A 19,445-nucleotide genomic window follows, 5' to 3' on the forward strand; every position below is an offset into this window, starting at 1 on the left:
TCGGAGACCACCGTCATGACTCATTCGCCTGCCACTGCCAGTCAATATGACGTGGTGATTGTCGGTGGAGGCCAATCCGCCTTGGCAGTGGCGTATTTCCTGCAGCGCACCCGACTTTCGTTCGTCATTCTCGATGCCGAGCAAGGGCCAGGAGGTGCCTGGCGCCATGGCTGGAACTCTTTGCGTCTATTCTCCCCCGCCACCTGGAGCTCGATCCCAGGCTGGATGATGCCGCCCACGCAGGATGGCTACCCATCACGCGACCATGTGATCGACTACCTCAAGCAGTACGAACAGCGCTATCAATTGCCCATCGTGCGTCCCGTGCGCGTCACTTCTGTAGAGCGTACAGAAACCGGGTTGCGGGTTAAGGCGCACGATAGACATTGGGACGCCAAGGTTGTGGTCAGCGCCACCGGCACCTGGAGTACCCCGTTCATCCCCCACTACCCCGGCGCGGGATTATTCGCCGGTCAACAGCTGCACTCGGCAAACTACCTCCAAGCGCAGCCGTTCACCGGAAAAAAAGTCCTGGTCATCGGTGGCGGCAATTCAGGGGCGCAGATTCTGGCCGAGGTTTCCAGGGTTGCCGAAACCACATGGGTAACACCTGTTGAACCCCTGTTCCTGCCTGATGAAGTGGATGGGCAGGTGTTGTTCGAGCGCGCCACGCAGCGCTGGAAAGCGCAACAGGAAGGTCGCGTCATCGAACAGCCCGTGGGTGGGCTGGGTGACATCGTCATGGTACCGCCCGTTGTCGAGGCCCGGTCGCGCAACGCGCTCAAATCAGTCCGACCTTTCGAACGCTTCACCCGCAACGGCGTAATCTGGGCCGACGGGAGCGAGTCTGCGGTGGACGTGGTGATCTGGTGTACCGGCTTCCGACCCGCCCTGCAGCATCTGGAGCCACTGGGTGTGCTCAACGCTGAAGGACGCGTGGACGTTGACGGGACTCATTCGATTCAAGAGCCCAGGCTATGGCTGGTGGGCTATGGCGAATGGACCGGTGCGGCCTCCGCTACGCTGATCGGCGTAACACGCACGGCCCGCAGCACGGTCAACGAAATTGCCGCTTTCCTCGTCGGTCCATCCGATGCCCAAACACTACCGGCACGCGACGAGCAAGGTTAAAGACGGCCCATCTGCAACGTGGCGCGCAGACCTCCCTCGGGGCGATTCTCCAACCGGACCTGCCCGCCAAGCCGATTGGCGATGGTCCGCACGATCGTCAAGCCCAACCCGGCACCCTGGTCGTTGCCGCGGCTGTAGAAGCGTTCAAAAAGCCGGTCCCGTTCGGCCTCGTCTATGCCTGGCCCCTGATCCTCGACCGCCAGCTCGTAATGATCTCCCTGTCGGGCCAGCCGCACCGTGATCAAGCCGTTGGGGGGAGAAAAGTTGGCCGCATTGGTCACCAGGTTGTTCAAGGCAATATCGATGGACACCGGATCAATCCTCACCGGGTCGATGTCATCACTGACGTCCAGGACCAGCTCCAGCCCCTTGCTGAGCAACCAGGGGGTCATCTGAACCAGACTTTCACGCACCGTGGCGGGCAGATCGATCACGGCGGGTGCAGGCACGCCGGCTTGTGGTTCAAGGCGTGCCATGGTGAGCAACTGATTGACCAGGCGCGTGGTGCGATCCACTCCGACGATCAGATGCTGCAGGGACTCACGCCGGCTCTGCTCATTCCCCGCCTCCATCAGGTTCTGCGCATGAACCCTGAGCACCGCCAGGGGGGTTCGCATCTCATGGGCTGCGTCGGCAATAAAACGCCGTTCACGGCCCATCAACTCCTGAATCTGCGCCAGCACCCGATTGAGCGCCGCTTGCATGGGCTCCAGTTCGCTGGGCAGCGGCACCAATTGCAGAGGCTCCAGTGAGCCCGGATGCCGCGCACGCAACTTGGCTGCCATGTCGACCAGAGGCTTGAGCCCCCAGCCGATGGCCAACCAGATCACGGCGGCAAGAATCAGGCTGCCGATCAGATTAGGCACCACCGTGTGACGGACAATACGATCGACCAGATCGGACCGCACATCATCACGCTCCCCTACCCAGATTTTCAGGCCGTACTGTGTATCATCCAGTACGAACGCCCGCCACATACAGTCCTTTTGGTCTATCACGTCGCTGAAACCAGGAGCAATCGGCGGTGAGGTGAATGTCGGTGCACTGGAGGTGTGAACCAGCAACGCACCTTTTGAATCCCAGACCTGAAAGGCGATTTTGCTCTCATAGGGATGTCCATCGACTTTGGGAACCGCCGACGCCAAGGCCGAATTGAATGCCTGATACAACTGCGCATGTTCCTTGCTGGCCATGGGCATGCGCATGACACCCTGCAACAGCCGGGCGTTCTGGGCCAATTGAGCATCGTAGACTTCAGCGATCTCGTGGTTGCTGTCATGCAGATTGAATACGGTGATGATCAACAGGCCAACGAACAAAAGCCCCAGGATCAGCGTGAGGGTGCGCCGCCGGATTGAAGTCATCGGCGCTCCTCCACCAGATACCCGACGCCACGAATGGTACGGATCAGGTCGGTGGAAAATTTCTTGCGCAGGTGGTGAATATGCACTTCCAGGGTGTTGCTCTCGGCCTCCTCGTTCCAGCCGTAAAGCAATTGCATCAGATGATCGCGCGTCATGACCCGGCCCGGCGGCGACAGCAATTCATGGAGCAACTGATACTCCTTGGGCGTCAACGCCACCGGGTTGCCCTGATAGCTGACCTGCTGGGTCCCCGGATTGAGGCTGATGCCGGCATGCTCGATCAGCGCCTGGGCACGACCGGCGCTGCGGCGCAACAAGGCCCGTAACCGGGCCTTGAGTTCCGCCAGATCGAAGGGTTTGATCAAGTAGTCGTCGGCCCCGGCATCGAGCCCGGCAATGCGATCTTCGGTGGCGTCCCGGGCGGTGAGGATCAGCACCGGCAGGTTGGAACCGCTGTCACGCAAGCGACGCAACACCTGCAGGCCGTCCATCCGTGGCAGGCCCAGGTCAAGCACAGCCAGGTCAAAGGTTTCGCTGAGCAGTGCGTGCAAGGCGCTGCTCCCGTCCTTCAACCAGTCTACGGTATAGCCTTCGCGGCTCAGGGCCTGATGGATGCCTTCGCCCAGGGCCACGTCATCCTCGATCAGTAATAAGCGCACGCACACTCCTCTCAGCCAAGTTTTTTGTTCACATCCACCAGCAACGCTTCGATTTCCTTGCGGCGCCCCGCGTCAGCGGTTTCCCGGCCGGGCCGTGGCGCTGCCTGCAAGGCTTTTTGCAGGGCAACCCGGGCTTCAGCGTAGCGTTTCTGACGGTAGAGGTGATCGCCCCAGAAGTACAGACTGTCAATGCCGTTTGGGTTCAGTTGCAGCGCCTGCTGGAGCAGTTGCTCGGCCTTGTCCGAGTCGCCAAACCCCAAGGGCCAGCCGGGAACCCGATCATAGAGTGCGCCGAGGCTGGTGTAGGCCGAGCCTTGCAAGGCTTTGGGATCCAGGGCCAGGGCCTGTTCCAGATCAGCCTTGGCGTCCTTGACCTTGCCCAGCGCACCGATCCCGCCTGCGGCCCCTGCCCAACTGCTTTTGACAATGCCCGACCAGATCCAGGCCTCGGCCACTGACTGGCGTTGCTGCTTGAACGCCGAAGCCTGGGCGGCGAGTTTTTCAAAGGCATCGGCACGCTGCCCCTCAGGCAACTCATATTGGATATGCGCCCAGCTTTGCTGGATGCCTGTGAGACGCTGCTGGTCGGCGTCATCCAAGGCCCAGGCGCTTTGAGCCAGGGCGCCGAACAGTAAACAGATCAGAATTTTTTTCATGGTTTGAGGTGCTCGTTCTCAGGTTTATGGCTCAGACGGCGAACCAGTGGCAGTTGCTTGCGCAGGCCACGGTCCACCAGGTTGGGCAGCAGGCTGTTGAGGCCGACGAAAAAACGCTCGGGCCAGCCCAGATACAGCTCGCGACGGTCGCCGGTAATGGCATGTATGACCGCCGAGGCCACCGCGTGCGGATCATCGACGTTGGCCTTAAGCGCCTGGTTGAGGGCTTGGGCCGCCGGGCTGTTCATCGACGTACGTGTAGCCCGGGGCGCCACGTAGAGCACGCCGACCCGGGTGTCCGCCAACTCTCGGCGCAGCGCTTCGGAGAACCCGCGCAGGGCGAACTTGCTGGCGCAGTAACTGGCGTAGCCTGGGTAGCCGATCGAGCCGTAGGTCGAGCCGACATTGACCACCATGGCGCTGGCGGCCTGTTTAAGCAGTGGCAGCAACAGTTTGCTCAAACAGATCGGCGCGCTGATGTTCAACGCCAGCATGGCGTCGATCTCACTGTCCTCGAGTTGTTCGAGCATGGCAAAGTGGTTAACACCGGCGGCATTGATCAGCAGGTTGATGCCGCCCAAGGCCTCGGCGGCGGCCAGCACCTTGCGCCGATCACCTGGCACAGTCAGGTCTGCGCCAACCCAGTACAACTGCTGCGGGTAGCGTTCGATCAAGGGTTCCAGCGCTTCGCGATGCCTGGCCACGGCCAACACCCGAGCGCCACTGGCGCATAGGGCCTGGGCGATGGCTAGGCCAATTCCGCCACTGGCACCGGTCAAGACGATCCGGGCGTCACACAGGCGCATGCTGGTCCCCCTTGTCACGGGGCAGGCCCCGGAACATCTCGGTGTAGAGCGTGTACACCACTTTGGAGGCGTGGATCACCGCCGCCTGGTCGGCCGGATCCTCCAGCTTGTTCATCAGGCCGCGATAGGTCTGCATGTGCTCGATATCCAGCGAGCCGTGGGAGCTGAGGTAACTGAAAGCGGTGGGCGGCAGTTCCAGGTGTTCACGAATGGCGTCGGCGGCGTGGGTCGCCAGAGCGATGCTGGTGCCCTCGAGCACATTGACCATGCCGAACAGCCCCACCGGATTGCCCCGGGCGATCAAGTCATACAGGTAACTGACCATCAATTCGATAGGCAGCGACGGCTGACCATCACGCACCGCATCCTTGTCGCCTCCACACACGGCGATGTCATCCAGCACCCATTGCTCATGACCGTATTCCTCGTCGATGTACTCGCACACGGCCTTGCGCAGCCATTCCAGGTGCGCTGGCAGGCGTGCACCGCAAGCCATCATCAACGGTACGGTGTGGCGCACGTGGTAGTAGGCCTGGATCAGAAACGCCCGGTAACTGGCCAGGCTGACCTGGCCGTCGAGGGCGTCACGGATAATCGGCAGATTAAACAGCGTTTGACGTTCCTGATGGGTGGCTTCTTGCAACGTGTCGAAAAAACTCATGACGGATATTCCTCGGACAGAATGGATTCGCTGAACAACCCGCGGTAATGCTCGGCAATCGCTTCACGGCGCGGTCGGCCGTTGGCGGTGAGCAGGCCGTTGGCTGCGGTGAAGGGGTGCGCCAGTCGCGTCCAGTGATGGACCTGCGCGTAATCGGGCAACGCCTCGTTGGCCTTGTTTACCGCCAGCTCCAGCGCTTGATCGGAGCAGTCGGCGCGGGTGGGCCACAGCAATGCATGGTTGTGCGGCAAGGCTTCGCCATAGACGAAGGCCTGGCTGATGGTGCCGCCTTGGGTGAGTTCGGCTTCGACCCATTCAGGGTTAACGTTGCGACCGAAGCTGGTGACGAATTGGTGCTTCTTGCGCCCGCGCAGGTAAAGGAACCCGTCGGCGTCGAACTCCCCCAGGTCGCCGCTGGGCCACCAGTCGGCGGGCGGCGGAGGCTCCCCCAGGTATCCGAGCAAGGTCGAGCCCTTGATCATGACCTCGCCGTCTTCGGCCAGACGAACCTGCACATGGGGCAACGGCTGACCGACACTGCCGGCGCGGTTGGCCTGTGGGCGGTTGAGGCACACCACCGAAGCGCATTCCGACAGCCCGTAGCCTTCAAATACCGGCACGCCAGCACGCTGGGCTCGTTGCAGAAGATCATGGGATACCCGCGCACCGCCCACGGCGGCGAACCGCAAAGCGTGTGGGTAGAACGCTTTCTGCTCGGCAGCCGTGACCAGCATCAGCAACAATTGTGGAACCAGGATCAGACTCTGCGCCCGGCGCTCGGTCAGGCACGCCAACAGGCGCGCCGGGTCGACGCCACTGGCGCCCTGGATGCCGAGGGTTTTCTGGCCAGGCAGGCTGAGCATCGCCCCGGCATACAGCGCCGCGTAGCACCCGAGGTTTTCCAGAAGCACCGCCAGGGGCAGCAGCGCCAGGTGATGCCTTGGGTTGACCGGCCGGCTGGCCTGTTCCAGCTCACGGGCGACCCGCAGCAGGCTGTCGGCACTCAGGCAGACACCTTTTGGCGTGCCGGTGGTGCCCGAGGTAAAGGTCAGCTTGGCGGTGCCCGTCGGCAAGCGGCTCGGTCCGGGGTAATCTTTGTGCCAGAACTCGCCGCTGTAGTGGTAACCGGCGGCCTGGAGTTCGGCGGCCAGTCCCGGCTCGGCAATCACCCGCTGCGCCTGGCTCTGCTCCAGGCAATGCAAGCGTTGAGCCGGACTGAAAAAAACCGGCAGGATGACGCAGGCCAGACCTTCGAACAAAACCGCCAGGTCCCAAAGCATGGCTTCGACACCATTATCCAGGGCCAGAGCAACAACCTTTATGTGTTCATCGCGCAAGCGTTGTTGGCGGTACACCACTTCGGAGTAAAGCGTGGCGTAGTCCAGCCGCAAGTTATCGCCCCACAGCGCCACGGCGTAGCCCTTGCGTTGGGCATGCTCACGCAGGGTGAGTTTGAAGCGCTCCACTTCAGGCAACATGGCACGCCTCCCCGTAGGTCTGTGAAAAACCCAGGCGATCGAACAGACCGGCATCGCGCAGATGAACGAAGCCGGCGCGGATGTTGCCGACATGAACCCATGGCTGACTCTCGTAGTAGCGGCCCCAGAGGTGACGGTCTTCCCCCAGGCGCTGCGGGTCGGCCGGACACAGGGTCACGGGCTTGAGGCCAAGGCGATGGAAACTGTTGACCAGGCCGATATTGCCGGTGAACGCCACCCACTCCAGCCCGCCCATCGCCAACAGATAGGTGATCGCGATAATGCTCAGGCGAGCGCTGCCGGTGTCGCTGGCGGCCAGATTGCCAACTTCGACAATGCCGGCGCGATCCACTGCGCAGTCTGCATCGGCCTTGATCAAAGGCTCGATGGGATCGTCCAGATAATGCTCGAGAAACAGCGGTCCCTGGGCGGCCAGACGCACGCCTGCCACGGCGCAAAGCCTGCCGTCAGCATCATCGAGCCCGAACAGTTCGGGCATGAAGTGACGAATCTCTGCGCCGTGCGCCTGGTGGAAACGCCGGTGGATGAAGGCTTCGAACTCATCCCGGCGGGGCTCTCCCGGCATAGCCCGGTGCAAGTGGCGAACCGGCTGGCCGGCATTGCCGAAAGCCAGCGGTAGATGGATGTTCCAGTCAGAATCGGGCATGGGTCAACGTTCTCCCTTGGGTATGGGGAGAAAGTATCGAGGCCGTTTCTTAACGAAGTCTGAAGGTGGTTAAAGATCGACCGCCGGACTGGCGTGACGAGGCAATCCAATGGAAATCAAAGCGGCGAGCAGCACGAAGGCGCTGGAGATCCATAAGCACGCCTGCAGCCCGTACACTTGATAAACCCAGCCAGAAAGCACCGTTCCGATCAGCCGTCCCATGGCGTTGGACATGTAGTAAAAACCCACATCCAGCGATACGCCGTCTTCCTTGGCGTAGGACACGATCAAATAGCTGTGCAACGAAGAGTTCACCGCGAACAGCGCACCAAAGACCATGAGCCCACCCAGTAGCACCGTCTGTGGTGCCAACCCGCTGTCGAGTCCTAGCGCAATGGCCGCGGGCAGACCCGCCAATGCCATTGCCCACAGACACGCCGCACGGCCATCCGGCACGTGCCCACGTTTCTTGCCAGTGATGTTGGGCGCAAAAGACTGCACGATGCCGTAGCCGATCACCCAAGCCGCGAGGAAACCGCCGACCTTCCAGAAGTCCCAACCGAAAACACTGCTCAGGTAAACCGGCAGGGCCACCACGAACCAGACGTCGCGGGCACCGAACAAGAACATCCGTGCCGCCGACAAAATGTTGATCGCGCGGCTCTTGGAGAGGATGTCGCGAAACCTGGGCTTGGCTTTAGCTTTACCCAGATCCTTTTTCAACAGGATCAGGCTGGCGATCCAGATCAACGCCAGTACGCCGGCCATCGCCAGCAGCGCACCTTTGAAGCCGATGAGGGCCAGCAAGGCGCCCCCCAGGAAGAAACCAACGCCCTTGAGGGCATTCTTGGAGCCGGTGAGAATCGCCACCCACTTGTACAATTGCCCCTGTTGACCATCGGGAACCAGCAGCTTGATCGAGCTTTTCGCGCTCATCTTGTTCAGGTCTTTGGCGATCCCGGACAGCGCCTGAGCGCCCATTACCCAGGGGATGGTCAACCAGACCGAGGGAACTGTCAGCATCAACAGCGCCACGACCTGCATCCCCAGGCCGATATTCATGGTTCGGTTCAGGCCAAGCCGGGCACCGAGGTAGCCGCCCACCAGGTTGGTGATCACGCCAAAGATTTCGTAGAACAAAAACAACGCGGCGATTTGCAGCGGGCTGTAGCCCAACGCATGAAAATGCAGCACCACCAACATGCGCAAGGCGCCATCGGTGAGGGTGAAGGCCCAGTAATTGCCGGTGACGAGCAGGTACTGCCGCACTTGCGGAGCGAGGGCTGACAACGCTTTCATGACCGTTCCTCAGACTGTTCGACCGACCATCCGGGCCAGTTCCACGGTACGGTTGGCATAGCCCCATTCATTGTCGTACCAGGCGTAGAGTTTGACCTGGGTGCCATTGATGACCATGGTCGACAGCGCATCAATGATCGACGAGCGCGGGTCGGTTCGGTAATCGATGGACACCAATGGGCGCTCCTCAAAACCGAGGATGTCCTTGAGTTCGTTCTCGGAAGCGTCCTTGAGGAACTGATTCACTTCTTCGACGGTGGTGGCTCGCTCGACCTCGAAGACACAATCGGTCAGCGAAGCGTTGGCCAGCGGCACGCGCACGGCGTGACCATTGAGGCGCCCGCGCAGCTCCGGGAAGATTTCCGCGATGGCCGTGGCCGAGCCGGTGCTGGTGGGAATCAGACTCATGCCCGAAGCCCGCGCACGGCGCAGGTCCTTGTGGGGTTGATCGAGGATGCTCTGGGTGTTGGTCAGGTCATGAATGGTGGTGATCGAACCGTGGCGTATGCCGAGCTTCTCGTGGATGACTTTCACCACTGGCGCCAGGCAGTTGGTGGTGCATGAAGCGGCGGTGACGATGGCATGATCGTCGGGTTTGAACAACTGATGATTGACGCCCATGACGACGTTCAATGCGCCCTTCTCCTTCACCGGGGCGCTGACCACCACGCGCTTCACACCCTGGTCGAGATAACCCTGAAGCACGGCAACCGTCTTCATTTTTCCGCTGGCTTCGATCACCAGATCGCAGCCCGACCAATCGGTGTCGGCAATCGCTTTATTGGCTGTGACCTTGATCCGCTTGCCATCGATGACGATGTTGTCGTCCTCGGAGCCAGCCTCTGCATTCCAGCGACCATGCACCGAATCGAAGTTCAACAGATGCGCATGGGTCGCGGCGTCACCCGCCGGGTCGTTGATCTGCACAAAGTCGAACTCCGGCCAATGCCAGGCGGCCCGCAATGCCAGGCGACCAATACGCCCAAAACCGTTGATACCCACTTTGATCGTCATGTTGTTGTGCTCCTGTGGCTGGTGTCTATGGAGTTCGACTGCCGGTCGAACCAGGCGTTGGGCTTGACTCAGATGGAGCGCTGATTGACGCGATTCATCAATTCTTGCGCCGACTCCTTGCGCTCGGAATAGCGGTCGACCAGGTAATCCTGGCGGTCGCGAAGCAGCAGCGTGAACTTCACCAACTCCTCCATCACATCCACCACGCGGTCATAGAACGGTGAAGGCTTCATCCGGCCGCTGTCGTCAAACTCCATATAGGCCTTCGGCACGGAAGATTGGTTGGGAATGGTGAACATGCGCATCCAGCGTCCCAGCACCCGCAGCTGATTGACCACGTTGAATGACTGCGAGCCACCGCATACCTGCATGACAGCGAGGGTTTTGCCCTGGGTCGGGCGTACCGCGCCCATCGCCAGCGGTACCCAATCAATCTGCGCCTTGAACACCGCGCTCATGGACCCGTGGCGTTCCGGCGAGCACCAGACCTGGCCTTCGGACCACTGCATCAGCTCGCGCAGTTCCTGGACCCGGGGATGATCGACCGGCGCGTCATCCGGCAGCGGCAGCCCCGACGGATTGAAAATCCGCGCCTCGGCGCCGAAGTGCTCCAACAACCGAGCGGCCTCCTCTACCAGCAGGCGACTGAAGGAACGCTCGCGCGTCGATCCGTACAGCAGCAAAATGCGTGGCTTGTGGCTGGATGTGGTTTCGATACCGAGTTTGTCTGTCGACGGAAGATCGGCCAGTTCGGTTTCGAGTTGGGGAATAGAGTCATCAAACATAGTCTTTTCCTGCGCGACGGCGCTTTGGGAATCATCGAGCCAGCGGCATCGTCTACCGGGGCTCGTCAGGCAATTTTGCTCTCACAACAAATGGCGACCCGTTCAGGACGGTCCCCCATTGCTTCCAGACGCTTGGCATCGGGGCTTAACCAGTGCTTGTTGGTTTCGAGTACCACGGTCAGTACCTGCAGCACCCAGTCAGGAAGATTGGGGTGCAGTCGGTAGTAAACCCATTGACCTTGCCGACGGTCCGAGAGCAAACCGCAGGTGCGCAACTGCGCCAAGTGCCTGGAGACTTTGGGCTGACTCTCGTTCAACGCACAGGTCAGCTCGCAGACGCACAACTCCCCCTCTCGGGTGATCAGCAGCATCATGCGCACCCGATTGTCGTCGGCCAGGCATTTGAAGACAGTGGTCGGGGTCAGATGGTCAGCCATTTCAGTTCTCAGTGTTTGGTTTTCACCAAGACAAACATCTTGATGCGCTCATGAATTTCGTGAAGCGTGTGACGGAACGCGTCGGGCTTGGTGCTGGTGACCGGATCTTCAAAGCTCCAGGTCAACGCCTCGCCAGCATCGGGGAGCGACTGGCACTGCGCAGTTGCTTTATCGCACAGGGTAATCACGTAATCGAAACGCTCTCCCTGAAACTCATCAATCGACTTGCTGCGTAACCCGTCAGTACTGATTCCAAGGTGCGACAAGACCTCGAAGGTGCGCGGGTCGACCGCGGTCGGAACCGTGCCGGCGCTGAACGCCTCGAAATGTTCCGAATCCGTGTGCCTGAGCAGCGCTTGGGCTAACTGGGAACGAGCAGCGTTGGCGGTGCAGACGAAGAGAACGCGGGCTTTGCCAGTCATGATGAAGCCTCATCCAATATACGGAAAACCGAATATATGATTATCCGAATATAAGGTAAAGCCCCCGCCGTTTATTTTCCCTGCCACGCAACGTCTACAATCAGAACGAGATAGAATCCTCTTGGGGGTATTCTCTGAACAGGATCGCGCTCAGTTCAGAAATATATGTTTTTTTCCATATACGCTCTGCATCCGGAACCTGTGCGCGCAGACGTACAAAGAAGAGGTTTGAGTATGAGCACCCGCCAGCCCATCGGCTTTTTCGAGCGCTACCTGTCAGTGTGGGTCGCCCTCTGTATCGCCGCCGGCATTGGTCTGGGCAGTCTGTTCCCACGGCTGTTCCAGACCATGGCCGATTATGAATACGGTTCGGTCAATTTCATTGTCGCGGTACTGATCTGGCTGATGGTCTATCCGATGATGGTGTCGGTGGACTTCTCCAGCCTCAAGCGCATTCACGAACGGCCCAAGGGGCTGATCATCACCCTGGTGGTCAACTGGTTGATCAAACCGTTCACCATGGCCGGGCTGGGGGTGTTGTTCTTTCATTATTTCTTTATCGACCTGATCGATCCTCGCGATGCCGGCCAGTACATCGCCGGTCTGATCCTGCTCGGTGCCGCGCCGTGTACTGCCATGGTGTTCGTCTGGTCGCAGCTGACACGCGGCGACGCCACCTACACCCTGGCGCAGGTGGCACTGAATGACGTGATCATGATCTTCGCCTTCGCGCCGCTGGTGGCGCTGTTGCTCGGCGTGACTGACATTGAGGTGCCTTGGGCAACCCTGATCCTTTCGGTCGGGCTGTATGTGTTGATCCCGCTGATTGCCGGGGTACTCACCCGGCTGAAGCTCAGTGCCTCGGCGCAAAACGCCGGCGAGGCCGAGTATGCGGTCACGCGCTTCAACGCTCGGGTCAAACCCCTGTCGATACTCGGCCTGCTGGGCACCGTGGTGCTGCTTTTCGGGTTTCAGGGGCAGATCATTCTGGATAAACCACTGCTGATTGCTTTGATTGCCGTGCCCTTGCTGATCCAGTCCTACGGCATTTTTGCCATTGCTTACGCGGCGGCGCGGCTATGGAAAGTACCCTTTAACGTGGCGGCACCCTGCGCCCTGATCGGCACCTCGAATTTCTTCGAGCTGGCGGTGGCGGTGGCAATTGGTTTGTTCGGCCTTAACTCCGGGGCGGCCCTGGTCACCGTGGTCGGGGTGCTGGTGGAAGTGCCGGTGATGCTGTCGCTGGTGGCTTTTGCCAACCGGACCCAGGCCTGGTTCCCGAAAGAAGGCGTAGAGATGACGCCAACCGCCTCACCATGACCACAGCATCGCTGCGAACGAGAAATACTGTGGTTAACCCAGGCGAGACGAACTGGATAACGCGGCATGGACAATGCCCCTGCCGCGTCTCACATCAGTTTTTCTTGGGACCTACTTTCATCAGCAACATGACGCCGATGATGGCCGACAGGGTCGAGCCCAGCAGCACACCGACTTTGACCTCATCGACCAGATGCGGCGCATTGGGAAATGCCAGCGCACCGATGAACAGGCTCATGGTGAATCCGATCCCGCACAACAGCGCCACGCCGTACATCTGCGACCATCTGGCCCCCTCAGGCAGTTTGGCCAAGCCGAAACGAATGGCCAGCGCCGCCAACCCGAACACCCCAAGCTGCTTGCCCAGCAACAGCCCCATCGCCACGCCCATCGGTACCGGATCAAGCAGATTATTCGGCGAAATACCGGCCAGGGACACGCCGGCATTGGCGAAGCCGAAGATGGGCACAACCGCAAAAGCCACCCATGGATGCATCTTTTCTTCGAGGTAGAGCAGTGGCGACCACCCGCCTTCGTTGGAGTCTCCAAGGGGGATACACAGGGCAAGAATGACCCCGGCCAAGGTCGCATGGATGCCCGATTGCAGCATGAAGTACCAGAGCAGTGCACCGGCTATCACATAGGGAAACAGCCGCTTGACGCCGCAACGGTTGAGTACCACCAGCAGTGCCGTAACGCCCAGGGACGCCAGCAGCATGTTCGTCGACAAATCGCTGGTGTAGAAGATCGCGATGATGAGGACGGCCCCAAGGTCATCCAGAATCGCCAGCGCGGAGAGAAAGATTTTCAAGGAGATGGGCACACGCTTGCCCAGCAGCGACAACACCCCCAAAGCAAACGCGATGTCAGTTGCGGTGGGAATCGCCCAGCCGCTCAAAGTCTGTGCATTACCCCAGTTGATCGCCACGTAGATCAAGCCCGGCAGCAGCATACCGCCCAGCGCCGCAAATCCCGGAAGGGCTCGTTGGCCCCAACTCGACAACTGGCCTTCAAGCATTTCACGCTTGATCTCAAGGCCGACCAGTAAAAAGAACAGAGCCATCAGGCCATCATTGATCCAGTGCCCCACCGAAAGCCCCAGGGCTTTGATGTGCAGCGTGGAGAAGTACACTTCTGACCAGGGCGAATTGGCTACGATCAGCGCGGCCAGGGCGGAAGCCATCAGAATCAGGCCGCCAGCGGATTCAGCGGCGAAAAAACGGGAGAGGAAAGCCATGGCGGAAGGTGACTCACTTTTATTATTCAGGCGCAACGGTTCCGGGCTCATAGGCACAGCGACTCCGCGCTGGCGGCCCGACCTGCGCTTGATTAAACCTGCCCTGCCGCGTTTTGCGGTGACACCCTTGGGCCGTATTCTATACAAAAGGTACTGCCCGAGTGTGGGCGGTTTTCTAATTAGGCCCTCTGGCGGTTATCCCGTAGTAAAGTGCATGCAACCGACATGAGAACCCACTTTGAGATGTCTGAAGTGCCCAAGACCCAGTTTGAATGGCCCCGCGCGTCACACCCCCAGTCAGCCGCAACGGTAACAGCATGATCGAAATTACCGAAGTCTCCATCGCACAACTGCGCGCAGCGCTCCAGTCCGGTCAGACGACCGCGGTCGAACTCGTCCAGGCCTACCTTGCCAGGATCGATGCCTATGACGGCGCCGACACGTCCACCGCCCTCAACGCTGTGGTCGTGCGAAACCCCGATGCCCTGGAAGAAGCACAGGCGTCCGATGCCCGTCGGGCCAAGGGACAAACCCTCGGTCCGCTCGATGGCATTCCCTATACCGCCAAGGACAGTTATCTGGTGAAGGGGCTCACGGCGGCTTCTGGCAGTCCGGCGTTCGCGAACCTGATCGCTTATCGCGATGCGTTCACCATCGAACGGCTTCGCGCCGCCGGGGCGATCTGCCTGGGCAAGACCAACATGCCGCCCATGGCCAATGGCGGCATGCAGCGCGGTGTCTATGGCCGGGCTGAAAGCCCCTATAACGCGGACTACCTCACCGCCCCTTTCGCATCGGGCTCCTCGAACGGTGCAGGCACTGCAACGGCAGCCAGTTTCGCCGCGTTCGGCCTTGCCGAAGAAACCTGGTCGAGCGGCCGGGGCCCGGCCTCGAACAACGGATTGTGTGCCTATACACCTTCGCGCGGGGTGATTTCGGTACGCGGCAACTGGCCGTTGACGCCAACAATGGACGTCGTCGTGCCCTATGCCAGGACGATGGCGGATCTTCTCGAAGTGCTCGACGTCGTGGTGGCGGACGATCCTGATACCCGGGGCGATCTGTGGCGCATGCAACCCTGGGTGCCCCTCCCGCCTGTCGACTCGGTTCGCCCCGCCTCATACCCGGGCCTTGCCGCCCATAAGGAAGCACTCGCTGGGGTCCGCTTCGGAGTTCCGCGCATGTACATCAACGCCGATCCCGAAGCGGGCACGGCTGAGGCTCCCGGCATTGGCGGGCCGACGGGGCAGCGAATCAACACCCGAGCCTCGGTCATGGCCCTGTGGGAAGACGCCCGCAAGGCGCTCCAAGCCTGTGGCGCGCAAGTGATTGAGGTCGATTTCCCGCTGGTGTCCAACTGCGAAGGTGATCGTCCGGGCGCGCCGACCGTATTCACTCGGGGCCTGGTGTCCAAGGAGTTCCTGCACCATGAGTTGTGGGACCTGTCGGCCTGGGCGTTCGATGACTTTCTGCGGGCCAACGGTGATCCGAAACTCAATCGCCTGGCCGATGTTGACGGACCGCTGATATTCCCCCACGACCCGGGCACCCTGCCCAACCGTGAGGACGACCTGGCCGCTGGCATGGATGAATACGTCAGGATGGCCGAACGCGGCATTACGCCGTGGGACCAGATCCCCACCCTGGCGGACGGACTGCGGGGCCTTGAACAGACACGTCGAATCGATCTTGAAGACTGGATGGACCGGCTAGGGCTCGATGCGGTGATATTCCCGACAGTCGCCGACGTTGGCCCCGCAGATGCAGATATCAACCCGGCGTCCGCCGATATCGCCTGGAGCAACGGGGTCTGGGTCGCCAATGGCAACCTGGCCATCCGGCACCTGGGCGTGCCCACCGTTACTGTGCCGATGGGCGTGATGGCGGACATTGGCATGCCTGTAGGGCTGACGTTTGCCGGACGTGCCTATGACGATTCGACCCTGTTGCGCCTGGCTTCGGCGTTTGAGTCGCTGGGCTCCAAACGGGTGGTCCCACCGCGTACGCCGCCGTTGTCGGGCAGTAAAAAATAAACCTGGTGGGCGGGATTGCCCCGCCCCTTTCATCAAAGCCGAAAATATTGCTGCATGGCTCGGGAGAGCAGGTTCACCGCCTCATCGGCATGGGACGCCTGCGCTCGAATGAACACCACCTCGTGCTCCGGCACCCGGGGCAGATCATCGAGGATCTGCATCTTGTCCGTCACCCGGGCCCGGTCTATCAGACTGATCGCCAAGCCGGCCTCCACACACGCCTTGACGGCCTGGGTGGAGGGGCTTTCCAGGACAATGCGCGACTTGCGAGCGCATTGCTTCAGCGCTTCCACCATGGCTTGTCGATAAGGGCACTGCGCCGCATGCACGGCCAGTGGCAGCGGCTGCGTCGAGGCAATCACGCTATTGATCGGGCCGACCCAAACAGGTGTCGTGGAGGTTAACCGCAGCGACTCTGTGTCCGGCAGCTCCTTCGGCCGGGCAATCATCGCAGCCTGGAGTTTTTCACGTTGAACCTGATCACGTAGCGCGTAGCTTGGCGCCGTCCTGAGCTCCAGTACCACGTTCGGCCAGGCGGCTGCGAATGTCGGAAGGATGTCGCGGATGACATGGTCCGCATATTCATCCGGCACGCCCAAGGTGATACGCCCCGCCAGACGGGTGCCATGCAGATCGGCCAAGACCCGGTCGTGGGTACTGAGCAACTCGGTGGTAGACAGGAGCAAACGCTTGCCCAGTGCGGTCAGGGAAACCGCCTGATTGTCACGGTTGAGCAATCGTCCACCGGCGACCGCTTCCAGCCGCTGGATGTGCACGCTCACCGCTGCCGGGCTTTTGTGCAGTTGCTCCGCCGCCGCACTGAATTTGCCGATGCGCGCCACCGCATGAAAAGTCCGTATCAGTTCGATATCGAGTATGGCCGGCATAATTCAACCTTTGTGAATGACTGCTGCACTATATTTTGATTTATTAGATTAGCCTGCTTTCGTAGCCTGTGGGCATGAATGCATACCGATCGATCTCATGCCCTGCTCTCTCCAAACCTCAATGGCACCAGGCGATACCTCTGTTCTTACTCGAGGCGGCGCTGGTGTTGAGCTGGAGTTCAGGCTTCATCGGCGCGCGCTTCTCGCTTGATTACGCGCCGCCGTTACTGGTCGTGTTCTGGCGCTGCGTGCTGGTCACGCTCGTTCTGTTCCCGTTTGTCGCCAGGAACTTGAGGCGAACCTCGGCTGCCGTGCTGCTGAAAAACGCCGGCATCGGTTTGCTGGCCATGGCGGGGTATCTGGCGGGTATTACCCAAGGCATTGCCTTGGGCGTACCGGCCGGGCTCGCTGCCCTGTTCGCCGACCTTCTGCCCATGGGCCTGGCTTTATTGGCCGCGGGCGTCCTGGGACAGCGACTGGCCTGGCCGGTTTGGGCCGGCCTGGTCATCGGCCTGATCGGGGCCGCGCTGGTGACACATGGCGCGCTGGCCTGGGGCGATGCGCCCTTATGGGCTTATGCGCTGCCGCTGCTTGGCATGCTTTCACTCGCCGTCGCGACATTGTGGCAAAAGCACCTCCCGCCATCGCAGTCCTTGGGCCTACTCCCCAACCTATGGCTGCAATGCTGTGTTTCGGGCTTTGCCTTCGCTTTGGTCGAGGGCTTACAGGGCAGCCTCGCACCGATACCCAGCACAGGTTTTATCTTGAGTGTCCTGTGGACCGCGGGCTTGTCTACGATTGGCGGATATGGGCTCTACTGGCTGTGCCTGCGCCGCGCGTCAGCCACCCGGGTCGCCAGCGTCCTGTACCTCAGCCCCCCCGTTACGATGCTGTGGGCCTGGGCGATGTTCAACGAACCTCTTTCCTGGCAAATGGTGTCGGGCATGGCGGTGTCCGGGATCGGCATCTGGATGGTGGTGCGCACCGAAGCTCGGCAGCCAGTGGCCGACACAGCTCAGTAGCCCTGTTCACTCTCCAGCGGGATAAGTCAATTTCAGCCCGTGAACCTTCGCAGCCGGACTCAACACCGCTGTATTGGCTTTATCTTTGTCCATGATATGGATGACTTCTACACCGCGAAGCAACAGATAGTCGGCGACGATCCTGCGATGGCAACGCCACCAAACAGCCTCCGCACACATGATGGCGCAGTGGTGAGTCTTGCTGAGCGCGAGGAGGCGATTCAGACCGACCTCAAATTCTTGCGAAAGGGCGTAGTCCGCGTAGTTATGGAAACTTCGATTGACCCAGAATGCGTTGACCTCATCGGCAACGGTCTTTGATTTTTTTCGTAATCCGCCAAGCTCCGGAATCTGTTGATGCCCGATATCGAATTCGGCCAGTCGGTGTGCAAGCGTATCCAGATTGTATTGAGGATTTGTCCGTGATCGCGGGACGGTCCTGATATCGACAATGGTATCGACACCAAAACCGCTGACGATCTCCACGAACTGTTCGAGGGTTCGGGTCGAATGACCCACTGTGTAAACACAGACACTTTGCATAAATACTAATCCACACCTGATTTCTTTCAGATGACCTGTGCAAGCAAGCCAGGTTCTAGTGGATTCACGCAAATCCGCCAGGGTGACAGCCGTCAGCCCTCACTTGCCAACTCCCCCTCAAGCCACTCGATCAGTGCGCTCACTTCAGCGCGATCTGCTGCGTGCGAATTTCTGAAAACCGATATCGCTTCAGGCAAGGGAACACTTTGCGCGCAAGGCCTCACCAAAGCCCCACGCTCAATCAGCCTTGCGGCGGTGCGGCGCCATCCCAGTGCAATTCCGTGCCCCTCCACCGCCGCCTGAAGCATCAAGGGGTAGCTGTCAAATACAGTGCCTTGAAGATCAACAGCCGGTATCTGTCCAAACGCTTTTAGCCAACCCTCCCACTGCATCCAGTGAGGCGGCGTAGTGCGATAGTGCAAAAGCGTGTGGCGAGCAAGCTCACTGACCTGCATGGGCGCTTGGACATTGAGGTATTGCGGACTGCACACCGGAAACACCTCATCGCTAGCGGTAAAGACCAGAACATGCGCACCACTGGGGCGCCCGGTGCTTTGCAAGGCCACGTCAAAATGCTCATTGAATTCAGTCAGCGGCCGGGTTGAAGTGGCCACCTGGATTTCGATCTCCGGGTATTGCTGGTGGAATGACGAAAGGCGCGGCATCAGCCAGTAGAACGCCTCGCACAATTGGCACAGCAGAACGACACGGTTCTTGCCAGGCGCCTGGCGAAGGGTCTCGGCGACATCGCTGATACTGCGCAAGGCGCTGCTCACCACACGCCCTAGCTCGCGTCCTTCCTGGGTGAGAAACACTGCGCGGTTGCGCCGACTGAAGAGCTTTAGCCCAAGATTCTCTTCAAGTCCCCGTATCTGCCGACTGATCGCCGCTTGGGTAATGTGCAGCTCCTCGGCGGCCTTCGAAAAACTCTCCAGCCGCGCCGCCGCTTCAAAAGGCAATAAACTGGCGAGCGGCGGTAAAGACTTTCCAAGCGTATTCATAATCACCGGTAATGCATCCGTGG

20 protein-coding genes are annotated in these 19,445 nt (G+C 60.3%); 4 read left to right on the forward strand and 16 right to left on the reverse strand.

Annotation, left to right across the window (positions count from 1 at the left end):
- Positions 1-15 precede the first annotated feature (15 nt).
- A complete protein-coding gene (locus QOM08_RS15535; protein WP_188250778.1) occupies positions 16-1,131 on the forward strand; it encodes an ArsO family NAD(P)H-dependent flavin-containing monooxygenase in 1,116 nt (371 codons plus the stop codon).
- Here the strand turns inward: QOM08_RS15535 and QOM08_RS15540 are convergent.
- The 12 genes from QOM08_RS15540 to QOM08_RS15595 form a co-directional block, all read right to left on the reverse strand.
- Complete coding sequence (locus tag QOM08_RS15540) at positions 1,128-2,495, reverse strand: ATP-binding protein (RefSeq protein WP_188250777.1); 1,368 nt, start codon at positions 2,493-2,495, stop codon at positions 1,128-1,130. The genes QOM08_RS15535 and QOM08_RS15540 overlap by 4 nt on opposite strands.
- The gene (locus tag QOM08_RS15545) at positions 2,492-3,154 is read right to left on the reverse strand and encodes a response regulator (RefSeq protein ID WP_047225655.1); all 663 of its coding nucleotides are present in this window, start codon (positions 3,152-3,154) and stop codon (positions 2,492-2,494) included. Before QOM08_RS15545 ends, QOM08_RS15540 begins: the two co-directional genes overlap by 4 nt.
- Positions 3,155-3,165: 11 nt before the next feature.
- Positions 3,166-3,810, reverse strand: coding sequence for a tetratricopeptide repeat protein (locus QOM08_RS15550; RefSeq protein WP_076384310.1), 645 nt, complete (start codon positions 3,808-3,810; stop codon positions 3,166-3,168).
- Complete coding sequence (locus tag QOM08_RS15555; RefSeq protein ID WP_047225653.1) at positions 3,807-4,616, reverse strand: SDR family oxidoreductase; 810 nt, start codon at positions 4,614-4,616, stop codon at positions 3,807-3,809. Before QOM08_RS15555 ends, QOM08_RS15550 begins: the two co-directional genes overlap by 4 nt.
- Positions 4,603-5,277, reverse strand: a complete 675-nt coding sequence (locus QOM08_RS15560; RefSeq protein ID WP_076384308.1) for a TenA family transcriptional regulator — start codon at positions 5,275-5,277, stop codon at positions 4,603-4,605. Before QOM08_RS15560 ends, QOM08_RS15555 begins: the two co-directional genes overlap by 14 nt.
- On the reverse strand, positions 5,274-6,755 hold the full coding sequence (locus QOM08_RS15565) for an AMP-binding protein (RefSeq protein ID WP_188250775.1): 1,482 nt from the start codon (positions 6,753-6,755) through the stop codon (positions 5,274-5,276). Before QOM08_RS15565 ends, QOM08_RS15560 begins: the two co-directional genes overlap by 4 nt.
- Positions 6,745-7,422, reverse strand: coding sequence for a thermostable hemolysin (locus QOM08_RS15570; RefSeq protein WP_047225650.1), 678 nt, complete (start codon positions 7,420-7,422; stop codon positions 6,745-6,747). The genes QOM08_RS15565 and QOM08_RS15570 overlap by 11 nt, the downstream gene beginning before the upstream one ends.
- 69 nt (positions 7,423-7,491) lie before the next feature.
- Positions 7,492-8,721 (reverse strand): organoarsenical effux MFS transporter ArsJ, encoded by a 1,230-nt coding sequence (gene arsJ / locus QOM08_RS15575; protein ID WP_047225649.1) that lies wholly within the window; start codon positions 8,719-8,721, stop codon positions 7,492-7,494.
- Between the two features lie 9 nt (positions 8,722-8,730).
- Positions 8,731-9,735, reverse strand: coding sequence for an ArsJ-associated glyceraldehyde-3-phosphate dehydrogenase (locus QOM08_RS15580; RefSeq protein WP_047225648.1), 1,005 nt, complete (start codon positions 9,733-9,735; stop codon positions 8,731-8,733).
- A gap of 68 nt (positions 9,736-9,803) precedes the next feature.
- Complete coding sequence (gene arsH / locus QOM08_RS15585; protein WP_047225647.1) at positions 9,804-10,520, reverse strand: arsenical resistance protein ArsH; 717 nt, start codon at positions 10,518-10,520, stop codon at positions 9,804-9,806.
- 65 nt (positions 10,521-10,585) lie between these two features.
- Positions 10,586-10,957 carry a metalloregulator ArsR/SmtB family transcription factor gene (locus QOM08_RS15590; RefSeq protein WP_047225646.1) on the reverse strand — a complete coding sequence of 124 codons (372 nt, stop codon included), beginning with the start codon at positions 10,955-10,957 and terminating at the stop codon, positions 10,586-10,588.
- Positions 10,958-10,965: 8 nt separating this feature from the next.
- The gene (locus tag QOM08_RS15595; RefSeq protein WP_047225645.1) at positions 10,966-11,379 is read right to left on the reverse strand and encodes an arsenate reductase ArsC; all 414 of its coding nucleotides are present in this window, start codon (positions 11,377-11,379) and stop codon (positions 10,966-10,968) included.
- 234 nt (positions 11,380-11,613) lie between these two features.
- On the opposite strand from QOM08_RS15595, the gene arsB reads away from it, so the two are divergent.
- Entirely contained in the window at positions 11,614-12,699 is a 1,086-nt protein-coding gene (gene arsB / locus QOM08_RS15600) for an ACR3 family arsenite efflux transporter (RefSeq protein WP_076384300.1), read from the forward strand.
- Positions 12,700-12,793: 94 nt separating this feature from the next.
- Here the strand turns inward: arsB and nhaA are convergent, their stop codons facing one another.
- A complete protein-coding gene (nhaA, locus tag QOM08_RS15605; RefSeq protein WP_047225643.1) occupies positions 12,794-13,987 on the reverse strand; it encodes a Na+/H+ antiporter NhaA in 1,194 nt (397 codons plus the stop codon).
- A gap of 266 nt (positions 13,988-14,253) precedes the next feature.
- Here nhaA and QOM08_RS15610 point away from each other — a divergent pair, with 266 nt between their 5' ends.
- On the forward strand, positions 14,254-15,969 hold the full coding sequence (locus tag QOM08_RS15610) for an amidase (RefSeq protein WP_047225868.1): 1,716 nt from the start codon (positions 14,254-14,256) through the stop codon (positions 15,967-15,969).
- A 32-nt stretch (positions 15,970-16,001) separates the two neighbouring features.
- On the opposite strand, the gene QOM08_RS15615 is transcribed toward QOM08_RS15610, so the two are convergent.
- Positions 16,002-16,856 (reverse strand): LysR family transcriptional regulator, encoded by an 855-nt coding sequence (locus tag QOM08_RS15615; protein ID WP_047225642.1) that lies wholly within the window; start codon positions 16,854-16,856, stop codon positions 16,002-16,004.
- Between the two features lie 74 nt (positions 16,857-16,930).
- On the opposite strand from QOM08_RS15615, the gene QOM08_RS15620 reads away from it, so the two are divergent.
- Positions 16,931-17,878 carry a DMT family transporter gene (locus QOM08_RS15620; protein WP_076384298.1) on the forward strand — a complete coding sequence of 316 codons (948 nt, stop codon included), beginning with the start codon at positions 16,931-16,933 and terminating at the stop codon, positions 17,876-17,878.
- Positions 17,879-17,884: 6 nt separating this feature from the next.
- On the opposite strand, the gene QOM08_RS15625 is transcribed toward QOM08_RS15620, so the two are convergent.
- A complete protein-coding gene (locus tag QOM08_RS15625; protein ID WP_230682590.1) occupies positions 17,885-18,364 on the reverse strand; it encodes a DUF488 family protein in 480 nt (159 codons plus the stop codon).
- 149 nt (positions 18,365-18,513) lie between these two features.
- Entirely contained in the window at positions 18,514-19,422 is a 909-nt protein-coding gene (locus tag QOM08_RS15630) for a LysR substrate-binding domain-containing protein (protein WP_076386626.1), read from the reverse strand.
- Between the last annotated feature and the right edge of the window lie 23 nt (positions 19,423-19,445).

The organism is Pseudomonas sp. P105 (assembly GCF_032614175.1).
Classification (GTDB): domain Bacteria; phylum Pseudomonadota; class Gammaproteobacteria; order Pseudomonadales; family Pseudomonadaceae; genus Aquipseudomonas; species Aquipseudomonas rhizophila.

What these genes read in the sequence shown, in the direction of transcription:
- QOM08_RS15535 (WP_188250778.1), top strand. Translation starts at nt 16, where the DNA reads ATGACTCATTCGCCTGCCACTGCCAGTCAATATGACGTGGTGATTGTC.
- QOM08_RS15540 (WP_188250777.1), bottom strand. Translation starts at nt 2,495, where the DNA reads ATGACTTCAATCCGGCGGCGCACCCTCACGCTGATCCTGGGGCTTTTG.
- QOM08_RS15550 (WP_076384310.1), bottom strand. Translation starts at nt 3,810, where the DNA reads ATGAAAAAAATTCTGATCTGTTTACTGTTCGGCGCCCTGGCTCAAAGC.
- QOM08_RS15555 (WP_047225653.1), bottom strand. Translation starts at nt 4,616, where the DNA reads ATGCGCCTGTGTGACGCCCGGATCGTCTTGACCGGTGCCAGTGGCGGA.
- QOM08_RS15560 (WP_076384308.1), bottom strand. Translation starts at nt 5,277, where the DNA reads ATGAGTTTTTTCGACACGTTGCAAGAAGCCACCCATCAGGAACGTCAA.
- QOM08_RS15565 (WP_188250775.1), bottom strand. Translation starts at nt 6,755, where the DNA reads ATGTTGCCTGAAGTGGAGCGCTTCAAACTCACCCTGCGTGAGCATGCC.
- QOM08_RS15570 (WP_047225650.1), bottom strand. Translation starts at nt 7,422, where the DNA reads ATGCCCGATTCTGACTGGAACATCCATCTACCGCTGGCTTTCGGCAAT.
- arsJ (WP_047225649.1), bottom strand. Translation starts at nt 8,721, where the DNA reads ATGAAAGCGTTGTCAGCCCTCGCTCCGCAAGTGCGGCAGTACCTGCTC.
- QOM08_RS15580 (WP_047225648.1), bottom strand. Translation starts at nt 9,735, where the DNA reads ATGACGATCAAAGTGGGTATCAACGGTTTTGGGCGTATTGGTCGCCTG.
- arsH (WP_047225647.1), bottom strand. Translation starts at nt 10,520, where the DNA reads ATGTTTGATGACTCTATTCCCCAACTCGAAACCGAACTGGCCGATCTT.
- QOM08_RS15590 (WP_047225646.1), bottom strand. Translation starts at nt 10,957, where the DNA reads ATGGCTGACCATCTGACCCCGACCACTGTCTTCAAATGCCTGGCCGAC.
- QOM08_RS15595 (WP_047225645.1), bottom strand. Translation starts at nt 11,379, where the DNA reads ATGACTGGCAAAGCCCGCGTTCTCTTCGTCTGCACCGCCAACGCTGCT.
- arsB (WP_076384300.1), top strand. Translation starts at nt 11,614, where the DNA reads ATGAGCACCCGCCAGCCCATCGGCTTTTTCGAGCGCTACCTGTCAGTG.
- nhaA (WP_047225643.1), bottom strand. Translation starts at nt 13,987, where the DNA reads ATGAGCCCGGAACCGTTGCGCCTGAATAATAAAAGTGAGTCACCTTCC.
- QOM08_RS15610 (WP_047225868.1), top strand. Translation starts at nt 14,254, where the DNA reads ATGATCGAAATTACCGAAGTCTCCATCGCACAACTGCGCGCAGCGCTC.
- QOM08_RS15615 (WP_047225642.1), bottom strand. Translation starts at nt 16,856, where the DNA reads ATGCCGGCCATACTCGATATCGAACTGATACGGACTTTTCATGCGGTG.
- QOM08_RS15620 (WP_076384298.1), top strand. Translation starts at nt 16,931, where the DNA reads ATGAATGCATACCGATCGATCTCATGCCCTGCTCTCTCCAAACCTCAA.
- QOM08_RS15630 (WP_076386626.1), bottom strand. Translation starts at nt 19,422, where the DNA reads ATGAATACGCTTGGAAAGTCTTTACCGCCGCTCGCCAGTTTATTGCCT.